Below are 20,430 nucleotides of genomic sequence, written 5' to 3'. Positions count from 1 at the left end.
GACGGCCCCGGCATGGGCGGCCGCGCAGCGGCAAGGCGCCGGGGGGCCGCACCCGCGGTCCCGCCGACCGCTTTCGGCGGACCGCGCCGTGTGGACCGCCCGGCCGGCACCTGTGGTGCCGGTCCGGTCACGCTCCGTCCAGGGGCGTGGTGAAAACCGGCAGCATACTGCATCGGCGGAAGAATCTGAGCGACTTGGGAATGTTGTCCGGAATCTGTTCGTTGGATCGTTACGTGTGAGCCCCGCGGGGCCCGCATTCTTGCCCTCTTGGGGGCAGGCAGGCAGACCTCGGCAATTCCAGCAAAGGGAGCAAGCATGGCCACCCGTGCCGTCGTTCGCGACAGGGCCGACCGGACTCGCGCGGCCCGCCCGACCAACCTTGAGGCCGACCGCGACCTGGTCGGTATGTATCTCGACGAGATCGCCAGGACGCCCCTGCTCGATGCCGCCGAGGAGGTCGAGCTCTCGCTGCGGATCGAGGCCGGTGTGTACGCCCAGCACCTGCTGGAGGAGGCGGAGCTCCCGAAGGGTGTGAAGCGTGAGGAGCTGGAGGCGATAGCCGAGGACGCCGAGCGCGCCAAGGACGTCTTCATCCGCTCCAACCTCCGGCTGGTCGTCGCCGTCGCGCGGCGTTACCCGCGCAGCGGCCTTCCGTTGCTCGACCTCATCCAGGAGGGCAACGCCGGCCTGGTGCGGGCGGTGGAGAAGTTCGACTACGCCAAGGGTTTCAAGTTCTCCACCTATGCCACCTGGTGGATCCGGCAGGCGATCACCCGGTCCATCGCCGACCAGTCGCGCACCATCCGGCTGCCCGTCCACCTGGTCGAGGAGCTGGGCCGGATCCGGCGTGTCCAGCGGGAGAAGTCCAAGGAGCTGGGCCGCGAGCCGGAGCCGGCCGAGATCGCGGCCGAGCTGGACACCACCGAGGCGCGGATCAAGGACGTCCTGGACTGGGCGCGTGACCCGGTGAGCCTCAACATGTCCGTCGACGACGAGGGCGAGACCCAGTTCGGCGACCTGGTCGAGGACACCGGGGCGACGTCCCCGGAGGACGCCGTGATGGTCATGCTCCGCCGCGAGGAGCTGGACGGTCTGATCGGGCGCCTGGACGACCGGACGGCCTCGATCATCCGGTCGCGGTACGGGATGGAGGACGGCCGTGAGCGGACGCTGACCGAGGTGGGCAAGCAGCACGGGCTGACGCGGGAGCGGATCCGCCAGATCGAGAAGCACGCGCTGGCCGAGCTGAAGCGGATCGCCGACCACGCGGGCTTCGAAGCCGCCTGACGGCCTCCCCGCCGCCACCTCGCCGTCGTGCCGGGCCCCGGGTGCGGAATCGCTCCGCACCGGGGCCCTCACGCGTCCCCGGCGGCGGTCGGCGCGGGCACGGGGAGCTTCTAGGCTGGAGGAGTGGACGATGTGCGAGACGGAGGCGGGCCGGTGACCGAGCGGGAGCCCAGGCAGGACGGCGGGGACGGGACGGACGCCGCGGAGGCCGTGAAGGCGTCCGACGACCCCAAGGCCGCGACGAAGGCCCGGCTGGTCTTCCGGGACCCGCTGGACCAGCAGTCCAGTGACGACACCGACGCCGGCTGGGGCGGGCGCCCGGGAGCGGGGGAGAGTGGTGGACGGGGACTGGACTGGTACCTGAGCCAGCGCCCGCCGCACCACGGGGACTGACGGGGCGTGCTCAGCGCTGCTGCGTGACCAGCGCGTCGCGGATCTCGGTCAGCAGCAGGACCTCCTTGGCCTCGGCCTCCGCCTGGACCTCGGCGAGGCTCTTGCGCCGGGCGGCGAACCTGGTCATCGGCAGGATCAGGCAGAAGTAGACGACGGCCGCGGTGATGACGAACTGCAGGAGGGCGCTCAGCACCGAGCCCCACAGGATGAGGATCCCGGACGTGACCTCGCCGGTCGCGCTCAGCTCGCAGGGGCCCTTGAGGCAGGAGCTGTAGGCGCCCAGGTCCTTGGCTCCGAAGGCGCCGACGATCGGGTTGATCACGCCCTTGACGAAGGCGTTGATGATGTTGGTGAACGCCGCGCCGATGACGACGGCGACGGCGAGTTCGACGACATTTCCGCGCAGCAGGAATTCCTTGAAGCCTTTCATGCCGCGTGAACGACGAAGTCGTGGTCCGGTCACGGGTGAGCTTCGAGGTGTTCCGATTGACAACCCGATCGGCCGACCGGCGCGGCGCCCGGAGGGGAGAGACCCGCCCGCGCGGGCCCGACGGCCAGCGCGGCCGACAGGGCGACCAGCAGCAGGGCGGGCACCCCGAGCCGGTGCCGGGCGGCCCGGCGGAGCCGGTGGAGGCGGCCGCCGCCACGCCGGATCGGCGCGAAGGGCGGCACCTCCCGCCGGGGCGGAACGGCCGGGGCGGGGAGCGGCGGGAATCGCGGGGGGAGGCTCGTGGTCGACATGGGCACCACCGGTGGTCGCGGGGCGCCGGCCCGGGGTGCGGGCCGGCTCTTCCGACGCACACTCTGGGCGGCCCTGGGGGCGGGTGGAAGCCCTGTCCCCAGGCCTGTGGACAACTCGGCCCTGTGGACAACTCTGTACACCCGAACGGGGTAGTGGGCCCATCGGCGGTTGACCGCGAGCGGCCTGCCTCCGCCCGGGCACGCGAAAGGCCCGCGGGCCGCGCGATGGCGCGGGCCCACGGGCCTTGCGAAGTCTGGTCTCAGCCGGCCGGCTTCGCCGCCGGAGCCGAGCTCGCGGCAGCGGTCGAGCCGCCCGAGGTCGACGAGGACGAGGTCGAAGCAGCCGACGACGAGCCGGACGAGGACGAACCCGACGAGGTCGAGTTCGACGACGAGCCGGTGCCCACCGAGCTGGTGGACGAGGATCGGCTGTCGGTCCGGTAGAAGCCGGAGCCCTTGAAGACCACACCCACGGCCGAGAAGACCTTGCGGAGCCGTCCCTGGCAGTCGGGGCACGTGGTCAGCGCCTCGTCGGTGAACTTCTGCACCGCCTCCAGGCCGTTGCCGCACTCGGTGCACTGGTACTGGTACGTGGGCACTTGTCTTCCTCCTGGCACTCTCGCCTGATGAGTGCTAACGATGGTCAATGATGCGGCATTCCGCTGGATCAGTCCAGCGACTCGAATGTGAGATGAGCCGGGGGCGCGCCGAAGCACCCGTTCCCGCGCCCGCCGGAAGCCGGCCGCCGAGGGCCGCCGCCCCGGCCCGGACCCGCCACCCGACCGGCCGGACGCGTCCGACCCGACCCGACGCCGCCCGACGCCGCCCGACGCCCCCGACCGGCGCCCCGAGCCCCGCCGCTCAGCCCTTCGCCGCCCCGACCAGCTGCGGAGCCGAGCCCCGCTCGTTCGCGCCCGCGACCACCGTGCTCGCCGCGCCCGGCGCGATCAGCAGGTGCCGCAGCGCGACCAGCGCGACCAGGCCGAGCCCGGCACCGGCCATCGGCACCAGGAACCCGGCCGACGGCCCGTGTCCGTCGATCAGCCGTCCGGCGACCGTGGACCCGGCCGCCAGGCCCAGCCCGATGGCACCGGTCAGCCAGGTGAAGGCCTCGGTCTTGGCGCCGTCCGCGACCAGCGTCTCGACCAGGGTGTACCCGGTGATCAGCGTCGGTGCGATGGCCAGGCCGCAGACCAGCCCGGCGACGGACAGCGCGACCAGGTTGGGCATCGCCCAGAGCGTCGAGCAGCCCACGACCAGCAGCGCGTAGCTGGCCAGCATCCGGTGCCGGGCGGCCCGGCGCCAGGCGACCATGCCGTACAGCACGCCGGCCAGCATCGAGCCGCCGGCGAAGATCCCGTACACGGTGCCGTTGGCGCCGGGCTGGCCGACCGACTCGGTGAACGCGGTGACCGACACCTGCATGGCGCCGAAGACGGTGCCGACGCCCAGGAACGCGCCGGCCAGCAGCCGGACGCCGGGGGAGGAGAGCGCGGAGACCCGGCGGACGCCGGGCTGGTGCGGGTGCCGGGCCGGCGCGGTGCGCCGCTGGGCGGCGAAGGCCAGTCCGCCGACCACGGTCAGCGCGGCCTCGGCGATCAGCCCGGCGGCGGGCGTGACCGAGGTGGCGATGGCGCCGGCGAGCACCGGGCCGATCACGAAGGTGAACTCGTCCGTCACGGACTCGAAGGCGAAGGCGGTGTTGAGCTTGGCGGCCGACAGCGCGGACGCCGAGCGCCCGCCGGCCGCACCCTCGGCGGAGAGCTTGGCGACCCAGCGGGACCGGACCATCGCGCCGACCTGCGGCACGCTGGCGCCGGCCGGGGCGGCGGCGAGGAAGAGGGTCCAGACCGGGGCGTGGCCCAGGGCCAGCGCGATCAGCGCGCCGACCGAGACCGCGTGCACGATCACGGTCGGGACGAGCACGGCGGCCTGGCCGTAGCGGTCGGCCAGCCGGCCGGTCTGCGGGCCGATGAAGGCCTGGGCGACGGCGGAGACCGCCGCGACGCTGCCGGCCGTGCCGTAGGAGCCGTGGGTGTCCAGCACCAGCAGGACGATGCCCAGGCTGAGCATCGCGTACGGGAGCCGCGCGGCGAAGGCGGGGGCCAGGAACGTCCAGGCCCCGGGGGTGCGCAGCAGTGCGCCGTACCCGACGCGGGCGGGTGCGCCCTGGTCGGCGGTGGCCCCGGTGCCCGGCCGGGTGTCCGGGAGCGTGTCGGTGGCCAGGGCGGCGCGGGTGTCCGCGGTGTTCTCGACCGTTCGGCGGGCCGTCACGGTCGTCCTTCCTGCTGCCTGGTAGCGCGGAAGGGGCATGGGGTGGCCCCGACGGCGCCGAGAGTCGTCCTCTCGCGCGTCGACCGGGGTAGTTACCGGGCCCGCCCGGCGTGGTTGCCGGGATCCGGGCCGCAGCCGCCGAGCGGTCGCGCCAACTCTGCTTCAGGCAGATGCTGGGGTGTTTCGATCGTTCTGCATATACGCGCGTAGATGACGCGCTACCCCCACCATACAGAGGACATCCAGATCTGTCCCGTCCATCGGAGGTGAACGCTGGACGAACCCCCCGTGGTCGTCGCGGTCACCGCCGCCCGTACAGCCACCCCGCGAGCTTGCCGCCCTTGTCCACGGCCCGCAGCCGCCGCTCGGCGGCCTCGCTGACCTCGTCGGTGGTCACGACCAGCAGTTCGTCGCCGCCGCGCAGCACGGTGGCCTTGTCCGGGACGAAGCTGCTGCCCTCCCGGACGACCAGGGTCACCGCCGCGCCGGCCGGCAGCCGCAGCTCGCCGATCTCCACGCCGGACATCCTGGAACTCGGCGACAGCGCCACCGACAGCAGGTGTCCGTGCAGCTTCTCCAGGGGCGCGGACTCGATGCCGAGGTCCTGGCCCATCGAGCCCTCGGAGATCTTCAGCCACTTGGCGACCCAGGGCAGGGTCGGGCCCTGGAGGAGGGTGAAGACCACGACCAGGATGAAGACGATGTTGAAGACGTCGTGGGCCATCGGCGTGCCGGCCACCATCGGGATGGTCGCCAGCACGATGGGCACCGCCCCGCGCAGCCCGGCCCAGCTGAGCAGCGCCTGCTCGCGGCCGGGCAGCTTGAAGGGCGTCAGCGTGATCACCACCGACAGCGGCCTGGCCAGGAAGACCAGCACGGCGCCGATCACCAGCGCGGGCACCACGGCCGAGCCCATGGTCTCGGGGGTGCAGAGCAGGCCGAGCAGCACGAACATGCCGATCTGCCCGATCCAGGCCAGTCCGTCGGCGAAGCCGCGGACGGCGGGCCCGTGCGGCAGTTTGGCGTTCCCCAGGATGACCGCGCTGATGTAGACGGCGAGGAAGCCGGAGCCGTGCAGCAGCGCGCCGCCGGCGTAGGCGAGCACGGTGAGCGCCAGGACGGCGATCGGGTAGAGGCCGGAGGACGGCAGGGCGACGTGCTTGATCCCGAACGCGCCCAGCTTGCCGACCGCGAGGCCGACCGCGGCCCCGATGGCCAGCTCGGCGACGATCGTGCCGATCAGGACGTACCAGGAGTCGAGTTCACCGGTGGTGGCGAAGGCGACGACGAGGATCACCACGGGGGCGTCGTTGAAGCCCGACTCGGCCTCCAGGAGCCCGGTCAGCCGGTGCGGCAGCGGGACCATCCGCAGCACGGAGAAGACGGCGGCCGCGTCGGTCGAGGAGACGATCGCGCCGAGCAGCATGGACGTCCGCCAGTCCAGGCCGACCAGCCAGTGCGCGCCGGCCGCGGTCACGAAGACGCTGATCCCGACGCCGACCGTGGCGAGCACGGTGGCGGCCGGCATCACGGGTCTGACCTCGCGCCAGCTCGTCTTGAGACCGCCCTCGGCCAGGATGACGACCAGTGCGGCGTAGCCGATCACCTGGGTCAGCGCGGCGTTGTTGAAGGCGAAGCCCAGGCCGTTCTGGCCGAGGGCGACGCCGATGCCGAGGTAGATCAGCAGGCTGGGCAGCCCCGACCGGGTCGAGATGCGCACGGCGACCACCGCGACCAGCAGGATCACGGAGAATTCGAGGAGCAGCTGGTTCAGGTGGTCGACATTCACGCAGGGGCACCTCGGGCAGGCTGGGGGCGGGCGGGGTGTCTGGTGGCGGTGAGGCCGGGGGGAGCCGACCGGCCGGGGGCGATTGCTCCGCTAGCGGATCGTTACTCAGTCTAACATTTTGCCATATCTTTAGCTTCACCGTTCACACGGGTCCCTTCCCGCCCTCCGCTGACCTCGTCCGATCCCACCGTGAGCGTCCCCCGTGCACGCCCGCCAGTGGACTCGGCCTAATGTGGTCCCCTGTCATGGCCGTGTGCCCTGGACATGCCCGCCCGTCCCCCAGTCGAGGACCGCAAGGACCCAGATGCCCCGCTCGAAGAAGTTCCGGCGCGCCCGTCTGATCGTGATCGTGCTGGTCGTGCTGCTGGTGGCCGGCGCCGGCTACGGCGGCTACCGGGGGGTGGCCGCGGTACGCGCGTCCTTCCCGGAGGTCGACGGCAGCGTCAAGGTGGCGGGCCTGAGCGCGCCGGTCGACGTGAAGCGGGATGCCAACGGCATCCCCCAGCTCTACGCCGACACCCCGGAGGACCTCTTCCGCGCCCAGGGCTACGTGCAGGCGCAGGACCGGTTCTGGGAGATGGACGTCCGACGGCACATCACCGCGGGCCGGCTCTCCGAGATGTTCGGCGACAGCCAGGTCGAGACCGACTCCTTCATCCGCACCATGGGCTGGCGCGACGTGGCGCAGAAGGAGATCGACTCCCAGCTGTCGCCCGAGACCAGGAAGAACCTCCAGGCGTACGCGGACGGCGTCAACGCCTGGCTCGGCGAGCACCCCGGCGGCGCGAGCGCCTCGCTGGAGTACAGCCTGCTCGGCGTGGTGAACGGCGACTACAAGCCGGAGCAGTGGGCCCCGGTCGACTCGGTCTCCTGGCTGAAGGCGATGGCCTGGAACCTCTCGGGGAACCTCCAGGAGGAGATCGACCGCTCGCTGCTCGCCCAGGACTTCAGCCCGGAGAAGATCGCCGAGCTGTACCCGGAGTACCCGTACGCGCGCAACGGCACCATCGTGAAGACCGGCACCGTCTCGGGCGACGCGTACCGCCCGGCGGACGGGGCCGCCCAGTCCGGCCCCACCACGGGCACCGCGCAGGGCGCGGCCGCGACCAAGGCGATGTTCAAGGACGTCACCGACCGGATCGACGCGATGCCGCAGCTGCTCGGCCGGCAGGGCCAGGGCATCGGGTCCAACTCCTGGGTGGTCGCCGGCTCGCACACCACCACCGGCAAGCCGCTGCTGGCCAACGACCCGCACCTCGGCCCCGGCCTGCCGTCGGTCTGGTACCAGATGGGCCTGCACTGCCGCACCGCCTCGCCCGCCTGCCAGTACGACGTCTCCGGCTTCACCTTCGCCGGTATGCCGGGCGTGGTGATCGGCCACAACAAGGACATCGCCTGGGGCTTCACCAACCTCGGCGCCGACGTCACCGACCTCTTCCTGGAAAAGGTCACCGGCCCGGAGACCTACCTGGTGGACGGCAAGGAGGTGAAGTTCACGCTGCGCAAGGAGACCATCAAGGTGGCCGGCGGCGAGGACCGCACCATCACCGTCCGCACCACCCAGACCGGCGCCCCGCTGATCTCCGACCAGAGCACCGAGCAGCAGAACGTCGGCAAGTACGCGCCGAACGGCGCCTCCGCCCCGGACCGCTCGACCAGCGGCTACGGCGTGGCCCTGCAGTGGACGGCGCTGGAGCCGGGCAAGACCATGGACGCCGTCTTCGCGCTGGACCGCGCCAAGGGCTGGGACGACTTCCGGGCCGCCGCGAAGGACTTCGCCGTCCCCGCGCAGAACCTGATCTACGCCGACGCCGAGAACATCGGCTACCAGGCCCCGGGCAACATCCCGGTCCGCGGCAAGGGCGACGGCGGCTACCCGGCGCCGGGCTGGGACTCCTCGTACCAGTGGAAGGGCGCCGTCCCCTTCACCGCCCTGCCCTACAGCCGCAACCCGGCCGCCGGCTACATCGTCACCGCCAACCAGGCCGTGGTCGACCCCTCGTACAAGTACCTGCTGACCAAGGACTGGGAGTACGGCACCCGGGCCAAGGAGATCACCGACCAGATCGAGGCCAAGCTCAGGAACAACGGCAAGATCTCGCCGGACGACATGCAGGAGATGCAGCTCGACAACACCAGCATCCTGGCCAAGACGCTGGTCCCGATGCTGCTGAAGGTGCAGATCGACGACCCGTACGTGCGCGAGGCGCAGGACCTGCTGAAGGACTGGAACTTCCACCAGGACGCCGACTCGGCCGCCGCCGCCTACTACAACGGCGTCTGGCGCCAGCTGCTCAGCCTCTCCTTCGGCCAGAAGTTCCCGGCCGACCTGCGCGCCGAGGACAACTGCCTGCTGGTCCGCCGGCAGACCGACCCGACCAAGCCCGACAGCCGCACCCAGATCGTCACCGAGTGCGGCACCCGTGACCCGGGCAAGGCCCAGCCGGACGGCGGCGACCGCTGGACCGAGGTGGTGCGCCAGCAGCTGGCGAAGCCCGACAGCAGCTGGTGGACGTACATCGACTCGGACCACCACGAGCAGAAGGGCCTCGACAACCTGCTCGCCGAGGCGATGAAGAATGCCCGTCAGGACCTCACGGCGCTGCTCAGCAAGGACGTCTCCACCTGGAGCTGGGGCCGTCTGCACACCCTGACGCTGCGCGAACAGACCCTGGGCAGCGACGACTCCTCGATCGCCTCCGGCTTCGTCCGGCGACTGCTCAACCGCGGCCCGTACCGCCTCTCCGGCGGCTCCGGCGCGGTCGACGCGGCGGGCTGGAACGCGGCGGCGGGCTACCAGGTGGACTGGATCCCGTCGATGCGGATGGTCGTCGACCTGAGCGACTTCGACGCCTCGCGCTGGGTGAACGTGGGCGGCGCCTCCGGGCACGCCTTCCACGACAACTACAACGACCAGACCGACCTCTGGCTCAAGGGCAAGCTGCTGACCTGGGCCTATTCGCCCGACGCGGTCGAGAAGTCGGCCAAGCACAAGCTGGTGCTGACCACCGGCTGAGCCGGCCCGCACGGCACGGCGGCCCCGCCCCTCGGACCCCGAGGCGCGGGGCCGCCGTCGTCACCGCCGTCGTCACCGCCGTCGTCACCGCCGTCGTCACCGCCGTCGTCACCCCAGCCGGTGCGGCCCGGACGGGGTGAGGGCGAGGTCCACCGGCAGGTCGTGCGGCTCGGCCGGCACGCTCGCCAGCAGCTCGTGCTCGTAGAGCAGCACCGCCAGCAGCGGTCGCGCCCCGGCCCGCCCGAGCCGGGCCAGCACCCGGTCGTACGAGCCGCCGCCGCGGCCCAGCCGCAGCCCCCGCCGGTCCACCGCCAGGCCGGGCAGCAGCACCAGCGACGCCGTGGTCACGGCCTCCGGCCCGAGCCGGCCGCCGACCGGCTCCAGCAGCCCGCGCCCGGCCGGCGCCAGCGCCTGCGGCCCCTCGTACTCGGCCCAGTCCAGGTCGTTGTCGGCCAGCAGCACCGGCAGCAGCACCCGGACCCCGCGCGCCAGCAGCGCGTCCAGCAGCGGCCGGGTGCCCGGCTCGCTGCCGACCGACACGTACGCGGCCACCGTGGCGCCCGGCTCGGCCAGCGCGCCGGCGTGCCCGGCCAGGGCGAGCGCCGCCCGCTCCCGCTCCACCGCCACCAGCGCCCGCCGTTCGGCCAGCAGCCGTGTCCTCAGCGCGCTCTTCTCGTTGTGCATGGGATCCTCCACAGCTCTGTGCCCGTGACGTCCAGAGCCTGACACGCGGAAGGCGCCCCGATGTCGACCCCGCTGCTGCTCCAGGCCCTGGCCGCGCTGAGCGCCCCGGCGCTGGCCGGCGCCGCCGTGTTCGGCCTGCGGCTGCGCCGGGCCGACGGCGCCGCCGCCGACCGCGAGGCCCGGCTGCGCGAGCGGGTCGCCGAGCTGGAGGCCCGCTGCGCCGAGCTGGAGCGCACCGCCTCCTGCGACCCGCTCACCGGGGTCTGGAACTACCGCCACCTGCAGCTCACCCTGGACCGGGAGATCGAGCGCGCCCGCCGGGCCGAGCAGGCCGACCAGCAGGACGGCCCGCACCCGCTGGCCGTCCTGCTGCTGGACATCGCGGGCTTCGACCGGGTGATCGCCGAACACGGCCGGGCCCGGGCCGACGCGATACTGCGCGACCTCGCCCAGCGGCTCGGCATGGAGATCCGCCGCTCCGACACCCTCGGCCGGTACAGCGGCGAGGTCTTCCTGATCGTGCTGCCGGACACCGGCGCCGCGGGCGCGGCACACGTCGCCGAACGGCTGGTCTGGTCGGTCCGCCGCCACCTGCTGCTGGACTGGTCCTCCGGCCCGCGCGAAGGTCGCCGCCAGCAGGGCAACGGGCTCACCGCCGCGGTCGGCGTGGCCGTGCTGCCCGAGGACGGTACGCATGCCGCCGTCCTGCTCCGGGCCGCCGACCGGGCCCTGGCCGAGGCTCGCGACGCCGGCGGGGACTGCTGGCGCGAAGCCGCCTCCTCCCGGCCACTCAGCGGCTCCGCTGCCGAGCGTGACCGTTCGGAAAACCCGGGTAGTCTGTCGCCCTGTGCCGGAGAGGACCCCCTCACCCCACCCGGCGCTTCCCCTTTGCCTGCCACCTTGGCCGGGCCCAGCGACGTGCTGTCATAGCCGGTCAACCGCGCTCGGCCGGGCGTAAACATGCCTTAGTAAGGTAAACGCATGACGACGATCAGCTCCCGAATTCCGGTAACCAAGGCCGTGGTCCCCGCGGCCGGACTGGGCACGCGCTTCCTCCCGGCCACCAAGGCCACTCCGAAGGAGATGCTGCCTGTCGTCGACAAGCCGGCGATCCAGTACGTCGTCGAGGAGGCGGCCTCCGCCGGGCTGTCCGACATACTGATGGTCACCGGCCGTAACAAGCGGGCGCTGGAGGACCACTTCGACCGCGCCTACGAGCTGGAGGAGCTGCTCGCCCGCAAGGGCGACCAGGACCGGCTGCGCCGGGTGCGCGAGTCCGTCGACCTGGCCAACATGCACTACGTCCGCCAGGGCGACCCGAAGGGTCTCGGCCACGCCGTCTCGGTCGCCGAGCAGCACGTCGCCGGCCAGCCCTTCGCCGTTCTGCTCGGCGACGACCTGATCGACCCGCGCGACCCGCTGCTCGCCCGCATGATCGAGGTCCAGCAGGAGCTCGGCGGCTCGGTCGTCGCCCTCATGGAGGTCGACCCCTCGCAGATCCACCTGTACGGCTGCGCGGCCGTCAAGGCCAACGGCTTCGGCGAGGACGTCTTCCAGGTGACCGACCTGGTCGAGAAGCCCGAGACCGCCGACGCGCCGTCGAACTACGCCGTCATCGGCCGCTACGTGCTCGACCCCTCGGTCTTCGACGTGCTGCGCGAGACCCCGCCCGGCCGCGGCGGCGAGATCCAGCTCACCGACGCCCTGCGCGAGCTGACCACCCGCGACGCCGAGAGCGGCGGCCAGGTGCACGGCGTCCTCTTCAAGGGCCGCCGCTACGACACCGGTGACCGCGCGGACTACCTGCGCGCTATCGTCCGTCTGGCCTCCGAGCGCGAGGACCTGGGCCCGGAGTTCCGCTCCTGGCTCCGTGAGTTCGTCGCCTCCGAGCTGCAGGACTGACACGCCGACAGAGAGCGAGAGCGCCGATGACCGGGTCCACGGAGAACAGTCCCACCCCCGCCGCAGCCTGCTGCGACGGATCCGCGGACCCGGCACCGGCCGCCCGGCCGGCTCGGCTCTGGACCGTCGACGAGCACCTCGCCGACGTGCTGGCCGCGGTCGGCCCGCTGCCCGCGATCGAGCTCCAGCTGCTCGACGCCCAGGGCTGCCGGCTCGACGAGGACGTGCTCGCCGGCGGTGACCTGCCGCCCTTCGACAACAGCTCGATGGACGGCTACGCCCTGCGCACCGCCGACACCGCCGGAGCCACCGCCGAGTACCCCTCGGTGCTCTCGGTGGTCGGCGACATCGCCGCCGGCGCCGCCGAACTGCCCAGGGTCGGCCCCGGCCAGGCCGCCCGGATCATGACCGGCGCCCCCGTCCCGCCCGGTGCCCAGGCGGTCGCCCCGGTCGAGTGGACCGACGGCGGCAGCGGCACCGGCCGGGCCGCCGACGCGATGGGCGCCCCGGTCGAGGACGAGGAGGTCCGGGTGCTGCGCCCGGTCTCCGAGGGCGCCCACATCCGCCGCCGCGGCAGCGACGTCACCGCCGGCGACCGGGTCCTGGAAGCCGGTACCCGGCTCGGCCCCACCCAGATCGGCCTGCTCGCCGCGATCGGCCGGGGCACCGTCCGGGTCCGCCCCCGCCCGCGCGTGGTGGTGCTCTCCACCGGCAGCGAGCTGGTCCAGCCCGGCGAGTCGGTCGGCCCCGGGCAGATCACCGACTCCAACAGCTTCACCCTCACCGCCGCCGCCCTGGACGCCGGCGCCATCGCCTACCGCGTCGGCGGGGTGCCGGACGACGCGGCACGGCTGCGCGCCGTCCTGGAGGACCAGCTCGGCCGGGCCGACCTGATCGTCACCAGCGGTGGCGTCAGCGTCGGCGCGTACGACGTGGTCAAGGAGGTCTTCGAGTCCTACGGCGGGGTCGACTTCCGCCGGCTGCGGATGCAGCCCGGCAAGCCGCAGGGCTTCGGCCGGATCGGCGCCGGCGCCGGCGTCCCGCTGCTGGCCCTGCCCGGCAACCCGGTCAGCGCCTACATCTCCTTCGAGCTCTTCGTCCGCCCGGTGATCCGCACCATGCTCGGCGCCGCCGACGTCCACCGCCCGGTGGTCCGGGCGGTCTGCCCGGTCGCGCTGCGCTCGCCCGCCGGGCGGCGGCAGTTCCTGCGCGGCCGGTACGCGGCGGGCGACGGCGTGGTGGAGCCGGTCGGCGGCGCGGGCTCGCACCTGGTCGGCGCGCTGGCCAGGGCGGACTGCCTGATCACGGTGCCCGAGGAGGTCACCGAGCTCGCCGCCGGCAGCGAGGTGGACGTCGTCCTGCTCGGCGGCTGAGCGGTCCCGGCGACCGGGCCGTCCCGTCCGCCGGCACGGCCCGTCCCACGCCCCGGCCGGAGCGAGGAGTACGGTAGCGCGGTATTCGATCTGCGCGCCCCCTGGAGCCACCCGTGACCGCCTCACCCCCCGGCGACCGCCTCACCCATGTCGACGACCAGGGCGCGGCCCGGATGGTCGACGTCTCCGAGAAGGCCACCACCGCACGCACCGCGGTCGCGGCCGGCCGGGTCAGGGTCGCCCCCCGCGTGGTCGAGCTGCTGCGCGGCGAGGGCGTGCCCAAGGGCGACGCCCTCGCGGTCGCCCGGATCGCCGGGATCATGGGCGCCAAGAAGACACCGGAGCTGATCCCGCTCTGCCACCCGATCGCGGTCTCCGGGGTGAAGGTCGAGCTCTCCGTCACCGACGACGCGGTCGAGATCACGGCCACCGTGAAGACCGCCGACCGGACCGGCGTCGAGATGGAGGCGCTCACCGCCGTCGCGGTGGCCGGGCTCACCGTGATCGACATGGTCAAGGCCGTCGACAAGGGCGCCGCCATCGAGTCCGTCCGGGTGCTCAGCAAGACCGGCGGCAAGAGCGGCGACTGGTTCGCCGCCGGGAGCCCGGAATGACCGCGCCGGACGCGGCGACGCCGGTCACGGGGGCGCCGGCGATGAGGGCGCTGGCCGTCACCGTCTCCAACCGAGCCTCGGCCGGCGTCTACGCGGACCGCGGCGGCCCGCTGCTGGTGGCCGGCCTGGCCGCGATGGGCTTCGCCGCCGACGGCCCCCGGGTGGTGCCGGACGGCGAGCCGGTCGAGGCGGCCCTGCGGGAGGCCGTCGCGGCCGGGTACGACGTGGTGCTCACCACCGGCGGCACCGGCATCTCCCCGATGGACCTCACCCCCGAGATGACCGCGCGGGTGATCGACCGGCAGATCCCCGGCATCCCCGAGGCCATCAGGGCGTACGGCCGCGAGAAGGTCCCGACCTCCGCGCTCTCCCGCGGGCTCGCGGGCCTCGCCGGACGTACCCTGATCGTCAACCTGCCGGGCTCGACCGGTGGCGTCAGGGACGGCCTGGCCGTCCTGGAGCCGCTGCTCGCGCACGCCGTCGACCAGCTCGGCGGCGGGGACCACCCCCGGCCCGACGCACCTGCTTCCGGGAGAGCGCACTGAACGCCGGCTGGCCGGTAGAACTCCACGAGGGGGACGTCGCGCTGCGCCCGATCCGGGGCCGGGACCAGCGGGAGTGGCAGGAGGTCAGCCGCCGCAACCGGGACTGGCTGCGGCGCTGGGAGGCCACCGTGCCGCCCGGCCCGGCCGGCCGGGGCACCGGCCCGCGCCCGACCTACCGGCAGATGGTCCGGTTCCTGCGCGGTGAGGCCTCGGCCGGGCGGATGCTGCCCTTCGTGGTGCTCCACCAGGGCCGGCTGGTCGGCCAGCTGACCGTCGGCGGGATCACCTGGGGCTCGATGTGCTCGGCCAACGTCGGCTACTGGATCGACGAGGCGGTGGCCGGCCGGGGCATCATGCCGGCGGCCGTGGCGCTTTCGGTGGACCACTGTTTCACCACCCTGGGCCTGCACCGGATCGAGGTCTGCATCCGGCCGGAGAACGGACCGAGCCGCCGGGTGGTGGAAAAGCTCGGGTTCCGCTCGGAGGGAATGCGGCCGCGCTATCTGCACATCGACGGCGACTGGCGCGACCACCTGGTGTACGCGCTGACCGCCGAGGAGGTTCCCGAGGGGATGCTGGAACGCTGGCGGACGCTCAGTTCGGCGCGGCGCCCACGTAATTGAATATATGTTCGAACCAAATATCGATATGGCATCGGCGTGGCGACGGACGGGCACAAATACCGGCAAAATAGTCGGAGAATCAGCTTGATCACACGACACGCCGTGCCAAATTGCTGCCGTGCCTTCCCCGGCGCCCGTACGGTGTGAAACGTGAGCAGTAGCGGCCTTATCTACGCCGTCATCGTAGGGGCCTGGGCCGCCTATCTGGTGCCGATGTGGCTCCGCAGGCAGGACGAGCTCAACGAGGCGCGCCCGACGGAACGCTTCAGCACCGCCATCCGCCTGCTGGCCGGGCGTTCGGCGCTGGAGCGGCGGGCGGCCCGGGCCCTGGGCGACGAACCGCGTGACGACGAGCAGAGCGACGACGGCCCTCCCGTACGGGACGAGGCCGCCCCGGGCGACCCCGGCGCCGGTCCCGACGGCGATCCCGGTGCCGACCGCGACGGTGATCCGGATGCCGACCGCGCCGGCGGGACCGCGCCGGAGCCGGAGCGGCTGCCGGAGGCGGAGCCGGAGCGGCCCGTGCTCCGCGCCCCCGAGCGCCCAACCGGTGCGCGCGGCGGGATCGAGCCCCGGGCTCGGCTGCTGGCCCGGCGCCGCCGGATGGTCACCGTCCTCTTCCTGGCCTTCGCCCTCGGCGCGGTCGTCGCGGCGGTGTCCGGCCTCGCCTTCCTCTGGGTCCCGGCCGTGCCGGCGACCCTGCTGACCCTCTACATCGGCCACCTGCGCAAGCTGGAGCGGCTGCGGTACGAGGTGAAGATCGACCGGGTCCGGGCCGCCCAGGCCGCCGAGCGGCTGCGCAAGCGCGAACGGCAGCGTGCCGAGGCCGGTCCGGCCGAGGAGGCGCCGGAGCGGGCCCCCGAGGCCGCGGAGCCGGCCGGGCGCGGCCGCTCGCACCTGCGGCTCGCCACCGACCGCGACCGGGCCCCGGAGCCGGCGGGTCCGGCGTCCGCCTCGGCACTGGCGGAGGCGACCGAGCACGAGGAGTGGGTCGACGGCATGCGCGAGCGCGGCGCGGCCGGTCCGGACTCCTGGGAGCCCGTGCCCGTCCCGCTGCCGACCTACGTCACGGCCCCGGTGGCGCCCCGGGTCAGCCGGGGCCTCGACCTGTCGGCCCCCGGCACCTGGACGGCCGGCCGTCCGGCGGAGGCCCGTACCGGAGAGGTCCGTACCGGGGAGGTCCGGGCGACCGAGGCGCGCAACACCCCGCTCTTCGACCAGTACGCCGAGCCCGCCGCCACCGAACCCCGCCGGCGCGCCGCCAACGAGTGACCGCCCGGGGGTGCTCCGGCACCCCCGGCCGTCCGGTCCTCCGGGGGTGGTCACGAGCCGCCTCCGAAAGGTGCTAAAGTTTCTTCTCGTTGGGGCTGTGGCGCAGTCCGGTAGCGCACCTCGTTCGCATCGAGGGGGTCAGGGGTTCGAATCCCCTCAGCTCCACCCAACAGGAAGTCCCGCCCGATCGAGAGATCGGGCGGGACTTCTGCGTTGTGCCGGAAGGTGCGGCGGACGGGCGGTCAGCGGGTCGTCACGGGCCGGGAGTTGGGCCTGTGACGATGATCACCTGACCACCACGACGGTGCACGGGGCGTGGTGCACGCAGTACTGGGTGACGGTGCCGAGGGCGGCGCCGGGCGGCGCGGCGCGGCCACGGCTGCCGAGGACGAGCACGGCGGCGCCCTCGGCGGCGCCGGTCAGTGCCGGACCGGGCGCGCCGGCCTTGAGGTGGCGCCGGACGGCGGAGGGCCCGGCCGAGGATCCGGCGCAGGACAGTGCGGCGGCCAGGGTCTCGTCGAGGATCCGCGCGGCGTGCCTTTCGGGGCCGAAGCCGTCCAGGGCGGGCGGGACGAGGCCGTGCTCGCCCAGCAGGCGGGGGAACTCCCAGACGGTCACCGCCTCCAGCGGGCCGCCGGTGACGGCGGCGAGCCGGGCGGCCCAGCGGACGGCGGCGAGGGAGAGCGGGGAGCCGTCCACACCGACCACGATCCTGCCGTCCGGCTGCCGGGTCATCTTTCGAGCGTAGAGCGGTGCCGCCGGACCGGCGAGACGGCCGAGGGCCGGCCGGAGAGACTCCGGCCGGCCCTCGGGAGGGTGTCGGGTGCCGTCAGGGCTGGCCCGAGCCCGCGTACGGGCCCGGCTGCGGGGCACCGGCCTGCGGCGGCACGGAGCCGTAGCGGGCCGGCCGGCGGCCGTGCGGGTGGCGGGTGAGGGTGTAGCCGGCGACCCCGGCGAGGGCCGCCAGCACGCCGCCGGCCAGGGTCCAGAACCACCGGCTGTTCCAGCCGGAGAACCAGCCGGTGTACCAGTGCTCCTCGGCCTCCTCGGGGGCGGCCGCCTTGGCGGTCGCGGCGCCGCCGCCGACCGGCGGGACCAGCGGGGCCTTCAGCTCCCCGCCCTCCGGCTGGGCGTTGTCGCCGTCGCCCTTGGCGCTGACGTGCAGCTGGACGGAGGCGGCGAGGCCGAGGTCCGGCTGCGGGGCGTCGGCGAGCGAGAGCCGTACGTAGTAGGTGCCGGGCAGCGGGTCCCCGGACCAGGGCTCGGCCCAGGAGCGGACCTCGCGCAGCGTGCAGCTGAGCGCGAGCGAGGCGGCGGCCGGGTCGGCGGTGGCGTTCTGGGTGCCGGCGGTGCAGGACTGGCGGCGGCGCAGCCCGTCGAACACCTCGACGCTCCACGTCTGCGGGCCGTGCCGGTCGGCGGAGGGGGCCAGGCCGACGGTCAGGCCGACCGTCGCGGTCTGGCCCTCGGAGGCGCCGAACGCCCAGTACAGGTAGTCGCCGGTGGAGGCGGCGACGTTGGCGTCCTGGCCGGGGGCCAGGTTGATGGCGGTCAGGAAGGACGTTCCGGCCTTGGTGGCCGGGGCGGGCGTCCCGCTCGCGCCGGCGGAGGGGGACGGCGAGGCGGCGGAGGCCGCGGGGGCCGCCAGCACCAGGGCGGGGAGCAGGGCGAGCGCGGCGAGCGCGGCGCGGGTCGTCGAGGTACGCATGGTCAGTTCTCCCGCCAGACAGCGATCCGCCAGCGTGCGATCCAGCCGAACAGCAGGCCGGTCAGCAGGCCGGCCAGGGTGAGCACCAGCAGCAGGATCCAGCCGCGGCCGAGACCCATCGCCGGGCCGTCCGGGGCGGGCGAGGCGGCGGACAGGTCGACCGTCAGCTCCAGCGGCAGGCCGGGGTCGGCCTGGACGCCGGGCAGGGCGGCCAGCGAGTTGCTGACGACCAGGCAGACGGTGGTCTCCGGCTTGCCGCTCGGCGAGGCGGACGGCGTCGCGGAGGCGTAGCCCTTGGAGTCGTCGGTGGACCAGCGCAGACCGGTGGAGATCACGTCGGTCCGGCCGCTGCCGGCGTCGGTGCCGCGGACCAGCTCCTGGCCGGTGGCGCTGGTGGCCTGGAGCAGGACGCCGTAGTCACGGGCGACACCGCGGTCCAGCGCGACGCTGACCGAGGCGCGCAGCTCCTGCCCGGCCTTGACCGGGACGCGGTAGACCCGGTGCTCGGAGAACTTCTCCCGGTCGCTGTAGACACCGGGGGTGAGGACGGGCGCGCTCTCGCACTTGTCGGTGCCCGCCGTCTTGACCGGTGCCACGGTGTAGGTGTCGTTGGAGCGGTCCACCAGCTGCTTCACCTTGTCGGTGAGCTGCTCCTGGGTGCGGACGTCGGTGTAGGTGCCGCCGGTCGCGTTGGCGATGCAGAGCAACTGCTGGCGGGTCTTGTCGTCGTGCGCCAGGCCGAGGGTGTCGATCACCAGGTGGATGCCCTGGGCGGCGAGTTCACGGGCCACGTCGCACGGGTCCGGCGGGGCGCAGGAGTCCTCGCCGTCGGTGATCAGCACCACCCGGCGGGTGGTCTCGCCCTTGCCGAGGTCCTGCGCGGCACCGCGCAGGGCCAGGCCGATCGGGGTCCAGCCGGTCGGGCGCAGGGTGGCGACCGCGGTCTTGGCCTCGACCTTGTTGGTCTTGCCGACCGGGAAGAGCTGCTTGGTGTCCAGGCAGCCCTGGGCCTTGTCGGCCTCGCCGGGGACGTTGGCGCCCAGCGTGCGGATGCCGAAGTCGGTCTCCGGGGGCAGGGCGTCGATCACCTCGTTCAGGGATTGCTGGGCCACCGCGATGCGGCTCTTGCCCTGGATGTCGGTGGCTCGCATCGAGCCGCTGACGTCCAGGACGAGGTCGACCCGGGGGGCTTCCTTGCCGGCGTTGCCGGCTGATGGTTCGTCGGCATGGGCGGGCAGGCCGCTGAGCAGCGCGCCGCCTGTTATCGCCAGGGCGGCCAGCAGGCTGCCGAGCCTGGCCTTCGGGCGTCGTCCGGTAGTCACCCGCCCGATCCTAGGGATCATCAGTTCGCCATGGCCAACGCGGTCCGGTGCACGGGCCACCGGACTCCGGCGCGAACTCCCGGACGCCGGTGGGACATCGGCCGCCGGATGCCCAGGCGTGCGCCGCCCGGGTCGGGGCGGGCGCCGGTCGGACGGCCGGCGGCGGGTGCGGTGGCGGGGCCGGGCGGCGGTGCGGGTGGTGGCGGGCCGGTTCGACGAGGCGGGACACACCGGCCGCAAGAGCCCATATCTGCGGATAGCGCTCGTTAGGGTGACGAACCGGGGCACCGGCGCCCGCGCCCGGCCGGTACGTCCGACGGATTGGAAGGACCAGCACATGAGCAATCTCTTCGCGATCGCCTACCCGGATCTGGCCACCGCCCAAGCGGTGCGCAACGAGGCGGTCGGACTGCAGACCCAGAAGCTGATCGACCTGGAGGACGCGGTCGTCGTGGAACGCCGCGAGGACGGCAGGATCAAGCTGCACCAGCAGGTCAGCACCACGGGTGCGGGCGCCGCCTCGGGAGCGCTCTGGGGCGGCGTCATCGGTCTGCTGTTCTTCATGCCGCTGCTCGGCGCGGCGGTGGGCGGCGCCGCCGGCGCGGCGGTCGGCGCCTCCACCGACATCGGGGTGGACGACGACTTCATGCGCGAGGTCGCCGAGCACCTCCAGCCGGGCACCGCCGCGGTGTTCCTGCTGGTCCGCCGGGCCACGGCCGACAAGGTCGTGCCGGCGCTGGCCCGCTACGGCGGCCGGATCATCCAGACCTCGCTCTCCGCCGGGGCCGAGGCCGAACTCAGGGCCACCGTCGAGGCGTCCCGGGTGCAGCCCGCCCCGGCCTCCGCCCCGGCCTCCGCCTGAGCCCCACCCGCCGTCGTTCCGTCAG

19 protein-coding genes and 1 tRNA gene are annotated in these 20,430 nt (G+C 73.6%); 12 read left to right on the top strand and 8 right to left on the bottom strand.

Annotated elements, in window-relative coordinates; genetic code table 11:
* Positions 1-315 precede the first annotated feature (315 nt).
* Both ABZ497_RS06215 and ABZ497_RS06210 read left to right on the top strand, forming a co-directional pair.
* Positions 316-1,287 carry a sigma-70 family RNA polymerase sigma factor gene (locus ABZ497_RS06215; protein WP_329489273.1) on the top strand — a complete coding sequence of 324 codons (972 nt, stop codon included), beginning with the start codon at positions 316-318 and terminating at the stop codon, positions 1,285-1,287.
* 123 nt (positions 1,288-1,410) lie between these two features.
* Entirely contained in the window at positions 1,411-1,680 is a 270-nt protein-coding gene (locus ABZ497_RS06210) for a hypothetical protein (RefSeq protein ID WP_359803733.1), read from the top strand.
* A 10-nt stretch (positions 1,681-1,690) separates the two neighbouring features.
* Here the strand turns inward: ABZ497_RS06210 and mscL are convergent, their stop codons facing one another.
* From mscL to ABZ497_RS06190, 4 genes are all read right to left on the bottom strand, one after another.
* Complete coding sequence (gene mscL / locus ABZ497_RS06205) at positions 1,691-2,110, bottom strand: large conductance mechanosensitive channel protein MscL (RefSeq protein WP_359803732.1); 420 nt, start codon at positions 2,108-2,110, stop codon at positions 1,691-1,693.
* A gap of 571 nt (positions 2,111-2,681) precedes the next feature.
* Positions 2,682-3,020, bottom strand: coding sequence for an FmdB family zinc ribbon protein (locus tag ABZ497_RS06200; protein ID WP_359803731.1), 339 nt, complete (start codon positions 3,018-3,020; stop codon positions 2,682-2,684).
* A 262-nt stretch (positions 3,021-3,282) separates the two neighbouring features.
* On the bottom strand, positions 3,283-4,560 hold the full coding sequence (locus tag ABZ497_RS06195; protein ID WP_329492220.1) for an MFS transporter: 1,278 nt from the start codon (positions 4,558-4,560) through the stop codon (positions 3,283-3,285).
* A 436-nt stretch (positions 4,561-4,996) separates the two neighbouring features.
* Positions 4,997-6,484: a potassium/proton antiporter gene (locus ABZ497_RS06190; protein ID WP_359803729.1), complete on the bottom strand. Its 1,488-nt coding sequence runs from the start codon at positions 6,482-6,484 to the stop codon at positions 4,997-4,999.
* 304 nt (positions 6,485-6,788) lie between these two features.
* On the opposite strand from ABZ497_RS06190, the gene ABZ497_RS06185 reads away from it, so the two are divergent.
* Complete coding sequence (locus ABZ497_RS06185; RefSeq protein WP_329489277.1) at positions 6,789-9,500, top strand: penicillin acylase family protein; 2,712 nt, start codon at positions 6,789-6,791, stop codon at positions 9,498-9,500.
* Between the two features lie 108 nt (positions 9,501-9,608).
* Here ABZ497_RS06185 and ABZ497_RS06180 read toward each other — a convergent pair whose 3' ends face one another.
* Positions 9,609-10,184, bottom strand: coding sequence for a 5-formyltetrahydrofolate cyclo-ligase (locus tag ABZ497_RS06180; protein ID WP_329489278.1), 576 nt, complete (start codon positions 10,182-10,184; stop codon positions 9,609-9,611).
* Positions 10,185-10,244: 60 nt separating this feature from the next.
* On the opposite strand from ABZ497_RS06180, the gene ABZ497_RS06175 reads away from it, so the two are divergent.
* The 8 genes from ABZ497_RS06175 (at position 10,245) to ABZ497_RS06140 (ending at position 16,678) form a co-directional block, all read left to right on the top strand.
* Positions 10,245-11,114 (top strand): GGDEF domain-containing protein, encoded by an 870-nt coding sequence (locus ABZ497_RS06175; protein WP_359803726.1) that lies wholly within the window; start codon positions 10,245-10,247, stop codon positions 11,112-11,114.
* A 51-nt stretch (positions 11,115-11,165) separates the two neighbouring features.
* The gene (galU, locus tag ABZ497_RS06170) at positions 11,166-12,086 is read left to right on the top strand and encodes a UTP--glucose-1-phosphate uridylyltransferase GalU (RefSeq protein WP_329489280.1); all 921 of its coding nucleotides are present in this window, start codon (positions 11,166-11,168) and stop codon (positions 12,084-12,086) included.
* Positions 12,087-12,112: 26 nt separating this feature from the next.
* Positions 12,113-13,459: a gephyrin-like molybdotransferase Glp gene (gene glp, locus ABZ497_RS06165; RefSeq protein WP_359803724.1), complete on the top strand. Its 1,347-nt coding sequence runs from the start codon at positions 12,113-12,115 to the stop codon at positions 13,457-13,459.
* Positions 13,460-13,572: 113 nt separating this feature from the next.
* Entirely contained in the window at positions 13,573-14,073 is a 501-nt protein-coding gene (gene moaC / locus ABZ497_RS06160; protein WP_329489282.1) for a cyclic pyranopterin monophosphate synthase MoaC, read from the top strand.
* Between the two features lie 41 nt (positions 14,074-14,114).
* A complete protein-coding gene (locus tag ABZ497_RS06155) occupies positions 14,115-14,618 on the top strand; it encodes a MogA/MoaB family molybdenum cofactor biosynthesis protein (protein ID WP_359803859.1) in 504 nt (167 codons plus the stop codon).
* Entirely contained in the window at positions 14,615-15,241 is a 627-nt protein-coding gene (locus tag ABZ497_RS06150; protein WP_329492222.1) for a GNAT family protein, read from the top strand. Before ABZ497_RS06155 ends, ABZ497_RS06150 begins: the two co-directional genes overlap by 4 nt.
* Before the next feature lie 150 nt (positions 15,242-15,391).
* Complete coding sequence (gene glpR / locus ABZ497_RS06145) at positions 15,392-16,513, top strand: gephyrin-like molybdotransferase receptor GlpR (protein WP_359803723.1); 1,122 nt, start codon at positions 15,392-15,394, stop codon at positions 16,511-16,513.
* Positions 16,514-16,604: 91 nt separating this feature from the next.
* A tRNA-Ala gene (locus tag ABZ497_RS06140) sits at positions 16,605-16,678 on the top strand.
* A gap of 120 nt (positions 16,679-16,798) precedes the next feature.
* Here the strand turns inward: ABZ497_RS06140 and ABZ497_RS06135 are convergent.
* The 3 genes from ABZ497_RS06135 to ABZ497_RS06125 all read right to left on the bottom strand — a co-directional run bounded on the left by ABZ497_RS06135 (position 16,799) and on the right by ABZ497_RS06125 (position 19,543).
* Entirely contained in the window at positions 16,799-17,248 is a 450-nt protein-coding gene (locus ABZ497_RS06135; protein WP_359803721.1) for a universal stress protein, read from the bottom strand.
* 94 nt (positions 17,249-17,342) lie between these two features.
* On the bottom strand, positions 17,343-18,221 hold the full coding sequence (locus ABZ497_RS06130; protein WP_359803719.1) for a peptidase: 879 nt from the start codon (positions 18,219-18,221) through the stop codon (positions 17,343-17,345).
* Between the two features lie 2 nt (positions 18,222-18,223).
* Positions 18,224-19,543: a VWA domain-containing protein gene (locus ABZ497_RS06125; protein ID WP_329489286.1), complete on the bottom strand. Its 1,320-nt coding sequence runs from the start codon at positions 19,541-19,543 to the stop codon at positions 18,224-18,226.
* A gap of 337 nt (positions 19,544-19,880) precedes the next feature.
* Here ABZ497_RS06125 and ABZ497_RS06120 point away from each other — a divergent pair, with 337 nt between their 5' ends.
* On the top strand, positions 19,881-20,405 hold the full coding sequence (locus ABZ497_RS06120; RefSeq protein WP_329489287.1) for a DUF1269 domain-containing protein: 525 nt from the start codon (positions 19,881-19,883) through the stop codon (positions 20,403-20,405).
* Positions 20,406-20,430 lie beyond the last annotated feature (25 nt).

The organism is Kitasatospora sp. NPDC005751, assembly GCF_040630835.1.
Classification (GTDB): Bacteria; Actinomycetota; Actinomycetes; order Streptomycetales; family Streptomycetaceae; genus Kitasatospora.
Note: the sequence above shows the minus strand (reverse complement) of the source record. Positions and strands in the feature narration are given on the sequence as shown.

Bases quoted from the DNA above. Each gene is read 5' to 3' on its own strand.
- ABZ497_RS06215 (WP_329489273.1), top strand. From the start codon at position 316: ATGGCCACCCGTGCCGTCGTTCGCGACAGGGCCGACCGGACTCGCGCG.
- mscL (WP_359803732.1), bottom strand. From the start codon at position 2,110: ATGAAAGGCTTCAAGGAATTCCTGCTGCGCGGAAATGTCGTCGAACTC.
- ABZ497_RS06185 (WP_329489277.1), top strand. From the start codon at position 6,789: ATGCCCCGCTCGAAGAAGTTCCGGCGCGCCCGTCTGATCGTGATCGTG.
- ABZ497_RS06180 (WP_329489278.1), bottom strand. From the start codon at position 10,184: ATGCACAACGAGAAGAGCGCGCTGAGGACACGGCTGCTGGCCGAACGG.
- ABZ497_RS06175 (WP_359803726.1), top strand. From the start codon at position 10,245: ATGTCGACCCCGCTGCTGCTCCAGGCCCTGGCCGCGCTGAGCGCCCCG.
- galU (WP_329489280.1), top strand. From the start codon at position 11,166: ATGACGACGATCAGCTCCCGAATTCCGGTAACCAAGGCCGTGGTCCCC.
- glp (WP_359803724.1), top strand. From the start codon at position 12,113: ATGACCGGGTCCACGGAGAACAGTCCCACCCCCGCCGCAGCCTGCTGC.
- ABZ497_RS06155 (WP_359803859.1), top strand. From the start codon at position 14,115: ATGAGGGCGCTGGCCGTCACCGTCTCCAACCGAGCCTCGGCCGGCGTC.
- ABZ497_RS06135 (WP_359803721.1), bottom strand. From the start codon at position 17,248: ATGACCCGGCAGCCGGACGGCAGGATCGTGGTCGGTGTGGACGGCTCC.
- ABZ497_RS06130 (WP_359803719.1), bottom strand. From the start codon at position 18,221: ATGCGTACCTCGACGACCCGCGCCGCGCTCGCCGCGCTCGCCCTGCTC.
- ABZ497_RS06120 (WP_329489287.1), top strand. From the start codon at position 19,881: ATGAGCAATCTCTTCGCGATCGCCTACCCGGATCTGGCCACCGCCCAA.